Here is a 14,197-nt window from a genome sequence, read left to right as displayed (position 1 = left end):
TTTACGGCGCGCACAAACGAAACACCCCGCAGCGCAAAGCATGCGGGGTGGCGGGGCGGCCCCCGCGCGGCAACGACCGCGCGGTACGCCGGGGGTCAATCGAAGCGGCCGGTGCGCGCCATCTCCATCAGGCGCGCGATGCGCTCCTCGGTGGCCGGGTGCGTCGAGAACAGGTTCTGCAGGCCGCCGCCATGCAGCGGGTTCATGATCATCATCTGCGCGGTGGCCGGATGCGCCTCGGCCGCCTGGAACGGGATGCCCGCCGCATAGCGATGGATCTTGTCGAGCGCGGTGGCCAGCGACTGCGGATCGCCGGAAATCTGCGCGCCGCCGCGGTCGGCCTCGAACTCGCGGGCCCGCGAAATCGCCATCTGGATCAGCGCGCCGGCGATCGGGGCGAGCAGCGCGACCGCGATACCGGCGATCGGGTTGGCCGGCCGGCCGTTCTCGTCGCGCCCGCCAAAGAACATCGCGAAGTTCGCGATCGCCGAGATCGCGCCCGCCATCGTCGCGGTGATCGTCGAGATCAGGATGTCGCGGTGCTTCACGTGGGCGAGCTCGTGCGCCATCACGCCGCGCATCTCGCGCTCCGACAGCACGCGCAGGATGCCCGTCGTCGCGGCGACCGCCGCGTGCTCGGGGTTGCGGCCCGTCGCGAACGCGTTCGGCGCATCCTCGTTGATCAGGTAGACGCGCGGCATCGGCAGGTTCGCGCGCGTGGCCAGCTCGCGCACCATCCGGTAGAACTGCGGCGCCGTGTTCTCGTCGACTTCCTGCGCGTTGTACATGCGCAGCACCATCTTGTCCGAGAACCAGTACGAGAAGAAATTCATGCCGAGCGCGAACAGCAGCGCGATCGTCATGCCGCGCGAGCCGCCGATCATCCCGCCGATCACGATGAACAGGGCCGTGATCCCGGCCATCAGCATCGCCGTTTTGACCCAATTGAACATACCCACTCCTTATCCGTCAGGGGACCCGCCGCGCTTTACAGCGCACGGCAGAAAATTGTAAGCGATTTGTTAGATAAGGTCTTGCCGGAAAAATTCAATCTCAATGTTGCGAGCTTGCAAGACGCAGGCCGAGGCCGACGAAAGCGCTGCCGACCGTGCGGTCGAGCCACTTCTTGACGCCCGGCTTGCCGGAAAAGCGCTGCGTGACGCTGCCCGCCACCCACGCAACGAGGCTCGTCCAGACCGTGCTCATCGCGACGAACACCGCGCCGAGGGTCAGGAACGCCCATGCCTTGTGCGGGCTATCGGCCGACACGAACTGCGGGAAGAACGACACGAAGAACAGCACGACCTTCGGATTCAGCACGTTGGTCCAGAAACCCTGCATGAACAGCTGGCGCAGCGGCTTGGCGGCCGCGGCCTGCGCGGCTTCGGCGCCCGACGGCGCGGCGGCCTGCTTCGCGATGATCATCCGCACGCCGAGATAGATCAGGTACGCGGCGCCGACCAGCTTGATCACCGTGAACGCGGTAGCCGACGCCGCCAGCAGCGCGGTCAGGCTGAATGCACATGCCAGCGCGTGGACGCAGCAGCCGGCCGAAATACCGAACGCCGACATCAGCCCCGCGCCGCGCCCCTGCGCGACGCTGCGGCCGACGATGTAGGCCGTATCGGGGCCGGGCGTGATGTTCAGCAGGAAAACCGCGAACACGAAGAAGCCGAAATGGGTGATGCCGAACATGAAAACCTCGAAACCGGAGAGCGCAGGGAAATTCTACGCGTGCCTGCGGCCCCGCGCGACTCGGCCGTCCGGCCAGTTGCGCGGCGCCGGCAAACCGGGTCGAATGGCACTCAGGCCGTGTCTCAGTCGACGTCGGGCAGCGCGAACCGCTGGCCCGCGGCGAGCGGCGAACCGGCGAGGAATTCGCGCGCGGGCAGCCGCTTGCCGCCCGGCTTCTGCAACTGGGTGACACGCAGCGCGCCGCTGCCGCATGCGACCACCACGCCTTCCGGCGCGGCTTCGACGATCGTGCCGGGCGCCGCGTCGCCGCGCGCCGCCACGGGCTCGGCCGCCCACAGCTTGATGGCCGCCCCGTCGAGCGTCGCGACGCCGCCCGGGAACGGATCGAACGCACGCACCTGGCGCGCGAGTACGTCGGCAGGCTTGCGCCAGTCGAGCGACGCTTCGTGCTTGCCGATCTTTTCCGCGTAGGTCACGCCGTCGGCCGGCTGCGGCGTCGCCGGCAGCGTGCCGTCGCGCTCGAGCCGCACGAGCGCGTCGACGATCAGCCGCGCGCCGTCGGCGGCGAGGCGGTCGTGCAGCGTCGCGGTCGTATCGTCGGGCGCGATCGCGATGCGCGCCTCCTCGATCATCGCGCCGGTGTCGAGGCCGACGTCCATCTGCATCAGCGTGACGCCCGTCTCGGCGTCGCCGGCCTCGATCGCACGATGGATCGGCGCAGCGCCGCGCCACCGCGGCAGCAGCGACGCGTGGATGTTGATGCAGCCGGCGCGCGGGATGTCGAGCACCTCCTGCGGCAGCAGCAGGCCGTACGCGGCCACCACCATCACGTCGTGCGGCGTCGTGCGCAGCAGCTCGATCGCGTCGGCCGCCTCCGCCGGGTACTTGCCCGCGCGGCGCAGCGACGGCGGCTGCGCGACGGTCATCCCGTGCTCGACGGCGTAGCGCTTCACGGCGCTCGCCTGGAGTTTCATCCCGCGCCCGGCCGGGCGATCGGGCTGGGTGAGCACGAGCGGCACCGGGAAACCGGCCTCGTGGATCGCGGCAAGGGCAGCCGCGGCGAATTCCGGCGTGCCGGCAAAAATCACGCGCAACGTATGGGTCATGACAGCGTTCGGGGTCGGGCTGAGCGTACGCGCATTACATCGCGCGTTCGAGTTTCTTCATCTTCGTCTTGATGCGCGTCTGCTTGAGCGGCGACAGGTATTCGACGAATACGCGGCCCATCAGGTGATCCATCTCGTGCTGGACGCACACGGCGAGCAGGCCTTCGCAGTCGAGCTCGAACGTCTCGCCCTGCTCGTTGAGCGCGCGCACGCGCACGTGGTCGGGGCGTTCGACTTCGTCGTAGATGCCGGGCACCGACAGGCAGCCCTCTTCATAGATCTGCTTCGCGTCGCTCGACCACACGATCTCCGGGTTGATGAACGCGCGCAGCTCGTTCTTCTCCTCGGAGATGTCGATCACGATCACGCGCTCGTGCACGTCGACCTGGGTGGCCGCCAGGCCGATGCCGGGCGCTGCGTACATGGTCTCGGCCATGTCGGCGACGAGCTTGCGGATCCGGTCGTCGACCTTGTCGACGGGCTTCGCGACCTTATGCAGCCGCTTGTCGGGGTAATGAAGAATATTGAGCAAAGCCATGGTGTTCGGTATTCGGTGGAGCGGCGTGCCGCATCGGCCATCCGGCCGGCTGGCGCCGCCGCCGGGATGCAATGAAGATGAGGCGGATGCGTGGCATATCAATGCCGCGGATCGCGCCTCCTGCAATCGGCCGGGCGCCTGTGCGCACGGCCCTGTCGAGTATTTCGGATGATGAAAATTTTATCATGGCGCCACGCACTCCGCTGGCCGCCGCATTCGAGGGCAGCCTCATGTCGCCGCAAGCGCTGACGCCCGCCGCGCTGCGCGCATGGCTGCAGCTCGCGCATGCGCCCGGCCTCCCGCCCGCCGTGCTGCAGGCGCTGCTCACGGCATTCGGCTCGCCGGCGGCGCTGCTGCGCGCGTCCGACGAGGCCATCGGCGCCGTGACCAGCCCCGCCGCCGCGCAAGCCGTGCGCGCGAGCGAGCGCGACGATCTCGATACGCGCACCGAGGCTGCGCTCGCCTGGCTCGACGGGCCGGGCAACGTGCTCGTCACGCTGAGCGATCCGGCCTACCCGCCGCGGCTGCGCGACCTGCACGATCCGCCGCCGCTGCTATATGTAAAGGGGCGGCTCGACCTGCTGCACGCACGCGGCCTCGCCGTGGTCGGCAGCCGCCATGCGACGCCGCAGGGGCTCGCCGACGCAACGCATTTCGCCCACGCGTTGTCCGACGCGGGTCTCGCGATCGTCTCGGGCCTCGCGCTCGGGATCGACGGCGCCGCGCATCGTGGCGGGCTCGACGGCCGGGCGGGCACCGTCGCGGTGATCGCGACGGGCGCCGATCTCGTCTATCCGGCGCGGCACCGCGCGCTCGCCCACGAGATCGCCGCGCACGGCGCGATCGTGTCGGAATGGCCGCTCGGCACGCCGGCCCGCGCCGCGCATTTTCCACAGCGCAACCGGCTGATCGCCGCGCTCGCGATCGGCGTGCTCGTCGTCGAGGCCGCCCCGCGCTCGGGCTCGCTGATCACCGCGCGGCTCGCGAACGAACTGGGGCGCGATGTGTTCGCGCTGCCCGGTTCGATCCACGCGCCGCTCGCGCAGGGCTGCCACGCGCTGATCCGCGACGGCGCAAAGCTCACCGCGGCGCCGCTCGACGTGCTCGAGGAATACGGGCTGGGCGAGCCGGCGGCGCACGCATCAGGCGGCGCGCTGCGGGCCGGCAACCGAGGCCCAAGCACCGGCGACAGCCGCGAATCCGAAGTTGCCGGCGTCGCGCAAGCGGATCGCGCCGTCGCGGCCGCCGCGCCGCCCCGAATCGCAGCCCCGCCACCGGGCGATCCATCGGAACAGGCGGTGCTCGCCGCCTTGGGATACGGCCCCGTGACGTACGAATGGCTCGCAGAGCACAGCGGCCTGTCCGACGACGTGCTGCATGGCGCGCTGCTCGCGCTGGAACTGGCCGGCCGCATCGCGAGCGTCGCCGGCGGACGCTTCGCGCGGCTTGACGCGGCGCCCCCCCCCTCCGCGCGGGGCGTGCTACATTCCCCGCCATAGGGGCGGCCCGGCCGCCGACGCTACCCAAGGAATTCCATGCCCGCGCTGAATCTCGACACCGATGCGGATCGGATCGCCGAGCGCCTCGCCGATCCCGGCACGTTGCTGGTCGCCTGCCTGTGCGCCGAGTGGTGCGGCACGTGCCGCGACTACCGGAGCGCCTTCGACCAGCTCGCCGACGCGCATCCGGACGCCTGCTTCGCCTGGATCGACATCGAAACCCATGCCGACCGGCTCGACGATCTCGACGTCGAAAACTTCCCGACCATCCTGATCGAGGATGCCCATACCGCACGCTTCTTCGGCACGGTGCTGCCGCACGCGGCGATCGTCGAGCGCATGCTGTCCGACCTGAGCGCGGTGCCCGGTGCGCCGCACGCACCGAAATTGCGCGACGTCCTGAACGTCGAAGCCTGAATTCGCGGGCCGGCGCGGCGGTCTTGCGCAGGTTTGCGCGCCCCGCCGCGCCGGGCGCTTGCCGCCGTTGCAGCCCCCCTCTATGATGAGCCGCTTTTTACACGCCGAGCCGCCGTCGCTGCCGCGTGTGCTATAAAGCCGTCGTAAAAGGGACCCACACCGGCGTACCCGGTCTACCAACACACACCTGTCATGTCCAAAGCACTGATCATTGCGGAAAAGCCTTCTGTCGCGAACGACATCGCACGCGCTTTGGGCGGCTTTACCAAGCATGACGAGTATTACGAGAGCGACGATTTCGTCCTTTCGTCCGCTGTCGGCCACTTGCTGGAAATCGCCGCCCCGGAGGAATACGAAGTCAAGCGCGGGAAATGGAGCTTCGCGCATCTGCCCGTCATTCCCCCGCATTTCGACCTGAACCCGATCGCAAAAAGCGAGTCGCGCCTCAAGGTGCTCACGAAGCTGATGAAGCGCAAGGACGTCGACCGCCTGATCAACGCATGTGACGCGGGGCGCGAAGGCGAGCTGATTTTCCGGCTGATCGCGCAGCATGCGAAGGCGAAGCAGCCGGTCCAGCGCCTGTGGCTGCAATCGATGACGCCGCAGGCGATCCGCGACGGTTTCGCGAACCTGCGCAGCGACTCGGACATGCAGCCGCTCGCCGACGCCGCACGCTGCCGCTCGGAAGCCGACTGGCTCGTCGGGATCAACGGCACGCGCGCGATGACCGCGTTCAACAGCAAGGGCGGCGGCTTCTTCCTGACCACCGTCGGCCGCGTTCAGACGCCAACGTTGTCGATCGTCGTCGAACGTGAAGAGAAAATCCGCCGCTTCATCCCGCGCGACTACTGGGAAGTGCGAGCGCAGTTCGTCTGCGCCGGCGGCTTCTACGAAGGCCGGTGGTACGACCCGAAATTCAAGCGTGACGAATTCGATCCGGAAAAGCGCGACTCCCGTCTGTGGAGCCTGCCCGCGGCCGAGACGATCGTCGCCGCGTGCCGCGACCACACGGGCACGGTCTCCGAGGAATCGAAGCCGTCGACGCAGCTGTCGCCGCTGCTGTTCGACCTGACGAGCCTGCAGCGCGAGGCGAACGGCCGCTTCGGCTTCTCCGCGAAGAACACGCTCGGCCTCGCCCAGGCGCTGTATGAAAAGCACAAGGTGCTGACCTACCCGCGTACCGACGCGCGGGCGCTGCCGGAAGACTACCTGTCGACGGTCGAGTCCACGCTCGAGATGCTCAAGGAGAGCAACAACTATCTGCCGCATGCGAAGCAGGTGCTCGACAAGGGCTGGGTGAAGCCGAACAAGCGGATCTTCGACAACTCGAAGATCAGCGACCACTTTGCAATCATCCCGACGCTGCAAGCGCCGAAATCGCTGTCCGAGCCGGAGCAGAAGCTGTACGACCTGGTCGTGAAGCGCTTCCTCGCGGTGTTCTTCCCGGCGGCCGAATTCCGCGTGACGACCCGGATCACCGAAGTCGCCGGCCATCACTTCAAGACCGAAGGCAAGGTGCTCGTCGAGCCGGGCTGGCTGCAGGTGTACGGCCGCGACGCCGAAGGCGCGGACGCGAACCTCGTGCCGGTGCAGAAGGACGAGAAGGTGAAGACGGACGAGATCGCCGCCGTCGCGCTGGTGACGAAGCCGCCCGCACGCTACTCGGAAGCGACGCTGCTGTCCGCGATGGAAGGCGCGGGCAAGCTGGTCGAGGACGACGAATTGCGCGAGGCGATGGCCGCGAAGGGCCTCGGCACGCCGGCGACGCGCGCGGCGATCATCGAAGGCCTGCTCGGCGAGAAGTACCTGCTGCGCGAGGGCCGCGAACTGATCCCGACCGCGAAGGCATTCCAGCTGATGACGCTGCTGCGCGGCCTCGGCGTGAAGGAACTCACGGCGCCCGAGCTCACCGGCGAATGGGAATACAAGCTGTCGCAGATGGAACGCGGCAATCTCGGCCGCGACGCGTTCATGCAGGAAATTGCCCGCATGACGCAGCAGATCGTCAAGCGCGCGAAGGAATACGATTCCGACACGATCCCCGGCGACTACGCGACCCTCCAGACGCCGTGCCCGAACTGCGGTGGCCAGGTGAAGGAAAACTACCGCCGCTTCGCGTGCACGAAGTGCGAGTTCTCGATCTCGAAGATCCCGGGCAGCCGGCAGTTCGAGATCCCGGAAGTCGAGGAGCTGCTGCAGAAGAAGGAAATCGGGCCGCTGTCCGGGTTCCGCAGCAAGATGGGCCGCCCGTTCTCGGCGATCCTCAAGCTGTCCTTCGACGACGAGACGAAGAACTACAAGCTCGAGTTCGATTTTGGCCAGGACCAGGGCGGCGAGGAAGGCGAAGCGCCCGACTTCTCCGCGCAGGAACCCGTCGGCGCGTGCCCGAAGTGCAAGGGCCGCGTGTTCGAGCACGGCATGAGCTACGTGTGCGAGCACTCGGTGGCGAACCCGAAGACCTGCGACTTCCGCTCGGGCAAGGTGATCCTGCAGCAGGAAATCACGCGCGAGCAGATGGGCAAGCTGCTTGCCGACGGCCGCACGGATCTGCTGCCGGGCTTCAAGTCGTCGCGTACCGGCCGCAACTTCAAGGCGTTCCTCGTGAAGCAGCCGGACGGCAAGATCGGCTTCGAGTTCGAGAAGAAGGAGCCGAAAGCCGCCGCCGCGAAGAAGACGGCCAAATCGGCGACGAAGGATGCCGATACCGTGACCGAAGGCGCCGAAGAGAAACCGGCACCGGCCCGCAAGACCGCCGCACGCAAGACGACGGCACGCAAGACGGGTTCGTGACGGCCCGGCCGCCGGGCGCCGCTTGCGGCGCGCCCGGCGCCGGCACGCAGCCATAAAAAAACGCGGATCGATCGATCCGCGTTTTTTGTTTGTGCCGGCCGTCGCGCTGCCGGCGCCGAGCCGTTACAGCGGCGACGGCACCGCCACGCGCGTGCGCGGCGAGCGCGCAAGACGCGGCTGCAGGTTCGGATCGGTCGATTCGGGCTGCTCGGCACGCATCTCGACGCCGATCGGCGGCAGCGTCGCGCCCTGCGCGGCCCACTGTTCGCCGATCGTCGCGTCGGTCGAGTGGCTGAAATGCTCGACGAGGTGGTCGATGAACGTGCGCACCTTCGCCGGCAGATGGCGCCGGCTCGGGTAGGCGATGTTGATCTCGACCTGCGGCAGCCGGAAATCCGGCAGCAGCCGCACGAGCGCGCCGCGCGCGATGTCGCTGCCGATCAGGTAGCTCGGCAGGATCGCGACGCCCATTCCGAGCAACGCGAACTGGCGCAGCATCGCGGTGTTGTTCGCGACGATCACGTTGGTCGGGCGCACGCGCACTTCGCCGTCCGGCCCCGTGAACACGCGCTCGTCGCCCCAGTATTCGGTCGGCAGGCTCAGGGCCGGATGCTCGGCGAGCTGCTCCGGATGAATCGGCACGCCGTGCTTCTCCAGATAGCTCGGCGTCGCGCACACGGTCATGCAACCGGTGGTCAGGCGCCGCGTGACGATGCTCGCGCTGCGCATCTGGCGCGTGACGACGATGCCGACGTCGAAGCCTTCCTCGACGAGATCGACCTGCCGGTCGACCAGCGTGAGATCCGGCACCACTTTCGGGAAATTCTCCGTGTACGACTGCAGCACCGGGGCGAGGTTGTGCAGGCCGAACACGACCGGCGCAACGATGCGCAGCGTGCCGACTGGCTCGTGATTGCGCGCGACGACCATCTGCTCGACATCCTCGAGCTCGTCGAGGATCTGGCGGGCACGCTCCAGATAGACCTGACCCGACTCCGTCAGGGAGAGGCTGCGCGTGGTGCGGTTAAGCAAACGCGTGCCGAGACGGCCTTCCAGATCGGCGACGTGGCGCGTCGCGACCGCGTTGGAGATATCCATTGCGCTCGCGGCCCGCGCGAAACTGCCGAGATCTGCAACCTTGACGAACACGCGCATCGACTGCAAATGATCCATAAATGACTCCTGCCGCTGTTACAACTTCAAAAAGATGAAGCAAATGCGTAATTCTCCTACGACAGCGGAAATGATGCAGAGTTGCTCAACAAGGGGCCGGTTGACGATAAAAATAGTCAAAAATCCTCGGCCTCTGCGGATAGTTGATCCAATTATTCTGCTTGCAGCAACAATTGGGTGAACCTCGTCGAGTAAGTGGCTGAATCAGGAAGGACGTGTTTGATGCGACACAACAGCGCACCCCTCTGCACGGCGCGCGAGCGGCGCCGGGGGTGGCTGGCGCCGATTGCGGCGGAGCGTAACAACCTGTTAAAAAGACACTACGCAGGCGGCCGACGTAGCATCATGTCGGCCCCGGCCGGGCGGAACGGGCGCGCAAGATGCGCCGCCGCCCCCGCCGCTTTCAACGCGCGACACCCCGTTCACCATGAAAATTGCCATCCTTGACGACTATCAGGACGCCGTCCGCAAGCTGAACTGCTTCGAGATGCTCGCCGACCACGACGTAAAGGTCTTCAACAATACGGTGCGCGGCCTGGGACAGCTCGCCAGCCGTCTGGCGGAAGTCGAGGCGCTCGTGCTGATTCGTGAACGAACCCCGATTACTTCACAGCTGCTCACCAAGCTGCCGAACCTGCGCATGATCAGCCAGACCGGCCGCGTGTCGAGCCACATCGATCTCGAAGCGTGTACCGACCGCGGCGTCGCGGTGCTCGAAGGCACCGGTTCGCCGGTCGCGCCCGCCGAGCTGACCTGGGCGCTCGTGATGGCCGCCCAGCGCCGCATTCCGCAATACGTCGCGAACCTGAAGCAGGGTGCGTGGCAGCAGTCGGGCCTGAAGACGTCGGCGATGCCGCCGAACTTCGGCCTCGGCCAGGTGCTGCGCGGCCAGACGCTCGGCATTTGGGGCTACGGCAAGATCGGCCGGCTCGTCGCCGGTTACGGCAAGGCATTCGGGATGAACGTGCTGATCTGGGGCCGCGAGCATTCGCTCGAAGCCGCGCGCGCCGACGGCTATACGGCCGCCGAGAGCCGCGAAGCACTGTTCGAGCAGAGCGACGTGCTGTCGCTGCACCTGCGCCTGCACGACGACACGCGCGGGATCGTGAAGCAGGAAGACCTGATGCGGATGAAACCGACGTCGCTGCTTGTCAACACGAGCCGCGCCGAGCTGCTCGAGGAAAACGCGCTCGTCAACGCGCTGTCGCACAACCGCCCGGGGATGGTCGCGATCGACGTGTTCGAAAGCGAGCCGATCCTGCAGGGCTACAGCCTGCTGCGGATGGAAAACGTGATCTGCACGCCACACATCGGCTACGTCGAACGCGAAAGCTACGAGCTGTATTTCAGTGCCGCATTCCGCAACATTCTCGCGTTCGACGACGGCGACATGTCGAGCGTCGCCAACCCGGAAGCGCTGACGCCGATCCGCAAGCGCTGACCGCACGGGCGGCGCACGTCGCGCGGCCCCGTTGCTTCATTCCCGATCGTCAGGCGGCCACGCGGCCGCCCGTCATCGCGGCGACACGCGTGAGGAAATGCTCGCCGTCGCGCCGCCCGAGATCGTACGCATGCCGCATCTGCGACGGGCTCGTGTAATCCCAGCTCGAAATCGGTACCTTGCTCGACGGCTGCACGTACAGCCGCCGCTGGTCGCCATGCGCGACCGTGAACATCTGCGGACGCGGATACAGCCGCGTGACGAGCACCAGCACGTCGCCCGGCGACGGGTCGAGCGCATCGACCGGCACGTTGTCGACCATCCCGCCGTCGAGCACCGGCCGGCCGCCGCGCCGCAGCACCGGCGTGAACGGCGGCGTGCAGGACGACTGCAGGATCAGGTCGGCGAGTTCGTCGACTTGCGTGCAGGCCTGCGCGCGCACGAATTCGGGCCGAAAGCCGAGCGTGCGCCCGAGCGTCGGGTGCAGCGTCTTGCGCACGTACTTTTCGATGTTGTACGCGACGAGGCCGGCGGCAACCGCGCTGCGCGCGCCGAGCCAGCGCGGCACGTGCGACACGCCGATGCGGATCTCCGGCGCCGCGGCGAGCTTCGCGAACGGCTCGCCGTAGATGTCGAGCAGCGCCTGGCGGTAGATCCGGTAATGCGGAAACACCGGCTCGCGCCCGAACAGGTTGCCCCAGTACGCGTTCTTCCGGTTGTGCCGCAGCGCCTCTTCGTAATAGCGCATCACCCACGCGGCGTCGCGCGTATACAGCATGCACGCGGTGGCCGCGCCGGCCGAGATGCCGGTGATCACGCGCGGGCGCAGGCCGAGGGCCGGTTGCGCTACGTCCCAGAAGCCGGCCTGCCACCAGCAGCGATTGCCGCCGCCCGCAAAGACGATCTGGTCGAACATCGCGCCGCTCAGCTGACGAGCGCGTAGGTCGACGTCGCATGGACGGCCATCTTGCCGTCCTCGTCGAACAGCTCGACTTCGCCGAACACGAGGTTGCGGCCCATCCGCAGCACGCGTGCGGTGACGAGCACGTCGCCCTTGCGCACGGGACGCATGAAGTTCGTGTTCAGCGACACCGTCGTCATCGGCCGGAATTCGCCGAGCGCGGCCGAGATCGCGACCACCATCGCGGTGTCGGCGGCCGCCGTGAACACCTGGCCGCAAATCACGCCGCCCGAATGGCGGAATTCGCCGGAAAACGGCAGGCGCAGCGTGACGCTGTCGTCGCCGATCGACACGGGGACCAGACCCAGCGAGCGGACCCACGGGGCCAGCAGGCGATCCAGCAATTCGCGGACTGCGTTTTCGTCCATCTTCGAATGTCCAGAAAACGTTGCGCGACCGCCGCGCAACGCGTGTGGCGTCATCATACCGGGAGCGCGCAAACTGCGGCCGCTCGTTACCGCGCCGGCAGCCGCCGCCGTCTTGACGAAATATTTTCAGGAAATTTGCAGAAAGGGCTTGCCAAGCCTGAAATACTCACGCATAATCTTTCTTCTGTTGGGGGCGTTAGCTCAGTTGGTAGAGCAGCGGACTCTTAATCCGTAGGTCGAGTGTTCGAGTCACTCACGCCCCACCAGGAATTCCAAAGGCCGGTCAGCGAAAGCTGACCGGCCTTTTCCGTTTGGGCGCGCCGCATTCGCCGCGCATGCCTTTCGCGGGCTATGCCATCGCACGCCCGTTGTGCATCGTTTCCGCTAGAATCGTCCGACAAATATCACACGACCGGCGCGCAGATATCGTCGTTTGCCCGCCGGCACTGAGAGAACATGGGACGTCAGACATGGAAGCATGTGAACGAGACGCGACCATTCAGAGGGCATGGTTGCGCCAATATCGGCCTGTCCGTCGCGATGGGCCGCTCACCCGGGCACACCCGAATCCGCGCGACGCACGAACCGGATCGCGTCATGCCGGGTAAGGACGCGCTGGTCGCGCTGATGATCGGTGTCGTCCTGTTCGTGCTGGCCGGCGTACTCGCCATCACGGCAAGCGGGGAACCCGGCCACCTGGTCCGCGCGCCGGGCACGGTCGTGCGCATCGTCCAGGACAGCGATGCGATACGCGCGTACCGGCCGATCGTCGCGTACCTCGCGAACGACGGCCAGCGCCGCGAAGTCGCCGGCAATTCCGCGTCGACGGTCCCCGCCTACGACATCGGCGAAAACGTCGACGTCCTGGTCGATCCCGACCACCCCGAGCGCCCCGCGCTGATCGACGATTTCACGCAACGCTGGTTTCCGGCGGCCGTGCCGGCGCTGCTCGCCGTCGCGTCGTTCGCGATCGGCGGGCTGCTGATTGCCGGCGAGCGCCGCCGCCGGCAATCGGAGCCGGCGCAGCCCCGCGCCGCCCGCCAGCCGGCACGGCGCCGCTGGGATGTCGCGATCGTGCTGATTCCGATCGCGATCGGCACAGGCTTCCTTGCCGGCGCCGGCGCGGCCGGCCTGCGTGAGTGGCAGATCGTCCACCACTATGCGCGTTCGACCGGCCATGTGGTCGAGATCGCGAAAAACGGGCGGTCGTCGCGGCCGCGCCCGTCGCTGTATTCGGCCGTCGTCGCGTTCACGACCGACAGCGGGCGGCTGATCACGTTCGCCCAGGGCTCGGCGTCGTCGCACCCGGGCCTGCACGAAGGCGACGCGGTCAGCGTGCTGTACGACCCCGTCACCCCCGAGCGTGCGCTCGTCGACCGCTTCTGGGATCGCTGGGGCCTCACGGCCATCCTGTTCGCGATCGGGGCGCCGTTCCTTGCAGCGGGGCTGTTCGTCGCCGCGACGCTATGGCCCGACCACCGGCCGCACGACACCGCTCAATGACGCACGCGCGGTGCGGCAACCGCCGCGACGCGCGCGTCACCGCTCCCTGAACGCCTCCACCTTCGCGCGATTCCCGCACGTGCGCATGTCGCACCACCGCCGCCCGACGCCGCGGCCGCGATCGACGAAAAACCACGTACACCGGCCGCACTGACGCACACGCGCGAAATCGTCGCTGCGCATCAGATGCTCGAAACCGAGCGCGACCGCATCGATCCAGCGCGACGCGGCACGCGCATCGGGCCGCCATGCGAAGCGGCCGCCGACCGCGTCGAACGCGCTGCGCCCGATCGCCTCGCGAATCGCCACCGCGAGCCGATCCGCCGCGCGCGCCCCCGCGCTGCCGCCGTCTTCGGCCGTCAGGTGCGCGATCGCGATGTACGCGTCGTCGCGAAAGCGGTGCAGCGCCGCCAGCTCGTCCGGGCCGTCCTGCCGCGGATGACGCAGCAGCCGTGCCAAATCGTCCGGCCCCAGCAACCCCGCTTTCCCGGCCCATGCGCGCACGGCCGACCAGTCGACGAGTTTCTCCTCGTCGCGCGTCTTGCCGGTGTCGGCCACCGTGTTGAGGAAGTCGAGCGCCGGATGGCCGCCGACGAAATCGGCCGCGCGCCATTCGTGCCCGTGTCGGGCCGGGTCGGATCGAGTAACCATTTATTTTCACCTATCGGTTTCACATCCGGACAATCCGGCGTAACCTGTTAACAAC

At 67.5% G+C, this 14,197-nt stretch carries 13 protein-coding genes and 1 tRNA gene; 6 read left to right on the top strand and 8 right to left on the bottom strand.

Features of this window, described 5'->3' with window-relative positions; all coding sequences use genetic code 11:
* Window positions 1-95: 95 nt before the first annotated feature.
* The 4 genes from htpX to def all read right to left on the bottom strand — a co-directional run bounded on the left by htpX (window position 96) and on the right by def (window position 3,339).
* Window positions 96-953, bottom strand: a complete 858-nt coding sequence (gene htpX / locus HWX03_RS14340; RefSeq protein WP_174388628.1) for a zinc metalloprotease HtpX — start codon at window positions 951-953, stop codon at window positions 96-98.
* A gap of 100 nt (window positions 954-1,053) precedes the next feature.
* Window positions 1,054-1,695, bottom strand: coding sequence for a LysE family translocator (locus tag HWX03_RS14335; RefSeq protein ID WP_175871650.1), 642 nt, complete (start codon window positions 1,693-1,695; stop codon window positions 1,054-1,056).
* 122 nt (window positions 1,696-1,817) lie between these two features.
* Window positions 1,818-2,801 (bottom strand): methionyl-tRNA formyltransferase, encoded by a 984-nt coding sequence (gene fmt / locus HWX03_RS14330; protein ID WP_175823029.1) that lies wholly within the window; start codon window positions 2,799-2,801, stop codon window positions 1,818-1,820.
* A gap of 34 nt (window positions 2,802-2,835) precedes the next feature.
* The gene (gene def, locus HWX03_RS14325) at window positions 2,836-3,339 is read right to left on the bottom strand and encodes a peptide deformylase (protein WP_174388625.1); all 504 of its coding nucleotides are present in this window, start codon (window positions 3,337-3,339) and stop codon (window positions 2,836-2,838) included.
* Between the two features lie 185 nt (window positions 3,340-3,524).
* Here def and dprA point away from each other — a divergent pair, with 185 nt between their 5' ends.
* The 3 genes from dprA to HWX03_RS14310 all read left to right on the top strand — a co-directional run bounded on the left by dprA (window position 3,525) and on the right by HWX03_RS14310 (window position 8,045).
* Window positions 3,525-4,838 (top strand): DNA-processing protein DprA, encoded by a 1,314-nt coding sequence (gene dprA / locus HWX03_RS14320; protein ID WP_175871649.1) that lies wholly within the window; start codon window positions 3,525-3,527, stop codon window positions 4,836-4,838.
* A 36-nt stretch (window positions 4,839-4,874) separates the two neighbouring features.
* Complete coding sequence (locus tag HWX03_RS14315) at window positions 4,875-5,255, top strand: thioredoxin family protein (RefSeq protein ID WP_174388623.1); 381 nt, start codon at window positions 4,875-4,877, stop codon at window positions 5,253-5,255.
* A 192-nt stretch (window positions 5,256-5,447) separates the two neighbouring features.
* Window positions 5,448-8,045, top strand: coding sequence for a DNA topoisomerase III (locus HWX03_RS14310; protein ID WP_175871648.1), 2,598 nt, complete (start codon window positions 5,448-5,450; stop codon window positions 8,043-8,045).
* Window positions 8,046-8,168: 123 nt separating this feature from the next.
* Here the strand turns inward: HWX03_RS14310 and HWX03_RS14305 are convergent, their stop codons facing one another.
* Window positions 8,169-9,218, bottom strand: coding sequence for a LysR family transcriptional regulator (locus tag HWX03_RS14305; protein WP_175823032.1), 1,050 nt, complete (start codon window positions 9,216-9,218; stop codon window positions 8,169-8,171).
* Between the two features lie 427 nt (window positions 9,219-9,645).
* On the opposite strand from HWX03_RS14305, the gene HWX03_RS14300 reads away from it, so the two are divergent.
* Window positions 9,646-10,659: a D-2-hydroxyacid dehydrogenase family protein gene (locus HWX03_RS14300; protein WP_175823033.1), complete on the top strand. Its 1,014-nt coding sequence runs from the start codon at window positions 9,646-9,648 to the stop codon at window positions 10,657-10,659.
* 49 nt (window positions 10,660-10,708) lie between these two features.
* Here HWX03_RS14300 and HWX03_RS14295 read toward each other — a convergent pair whose 3' ends face one another.
* The gene (locus HWX03_RS14295; RefSeq protein ID WP_175871647.1) at window positions 10,709-11,575 is read right to left on the bottom strand and encodes a patatin-like phospholipase family protein; all 867 of its coding nucleotides are present in this window, start codon (window positions 11,573-11,575) and stop codon (window positions 10,709-10,711) included.
* 8 nt (window positions 11,576-11,583) lie between these two features.
* The gene (locus HWX03_RS14290) at window positions 11,584-11,988 is read right to left on the bottom strand and encodes a PaaI family thioesterase (protein WP_027785770.1); all 405 of its coding nucleotides are present in this window, start codon (window positions 11,986-11,988) and stop codon (window positions 11,584-11,586) included.
* Between the two features lie 190 nt (window positions 11,989-12,178).
* Here HWX03_RS14290 and HWX03_RS14285 point away from each other — a divergent pair.
* Window positions 12,179-12,254 (top strand) — tRNA-Lys (locus HWX03_RS14285).
* Between the two features lie 190 nt (window positions 12,255-12,444).
* Entirely contained in the window at window positions 12,445-13,491 is a 1,047-nt protein-coding gene (locus HWX03_RS14280; protein WP_175871646.1) for a DUF3592 domain-containing protein, read from the top strand.
* Between the two features lie 36 nt (window positions 13,492-13,527).
* Here HWX03_RS14280 and HWX03_RS14275 read toward each other — a convergent pair whose 3' ends face one another.
* A complete protein-coding gene (locus HWX03_RS14275) occupies window positions 13,528-14,142 on the bottom strand; it encodes a CGNR zinc finger domain-containing protein (RefSeq protein ID WP_175871645.1) in 615 nt (204 codons plus the stop codon).
* Between the last annotated feature and the right edge of the window lie 55 nt (window positions 14,143-14,197).

Source organism: Burkholderia sp. BCC0397 (genome assembly GCF_902832865.1).
In the GTDB taxonomy this organism is placed as follows: domain Bacteria; phylum Pseudomonadota; class Gammaproteobacteria; order Burkholderiales; family Burkholderiaceae; genus Burkholderia.
Note: the sequence above shows the minus strand (reverse complement) of the source record. Positions and strands in the feature narration are given on the sequence as shown.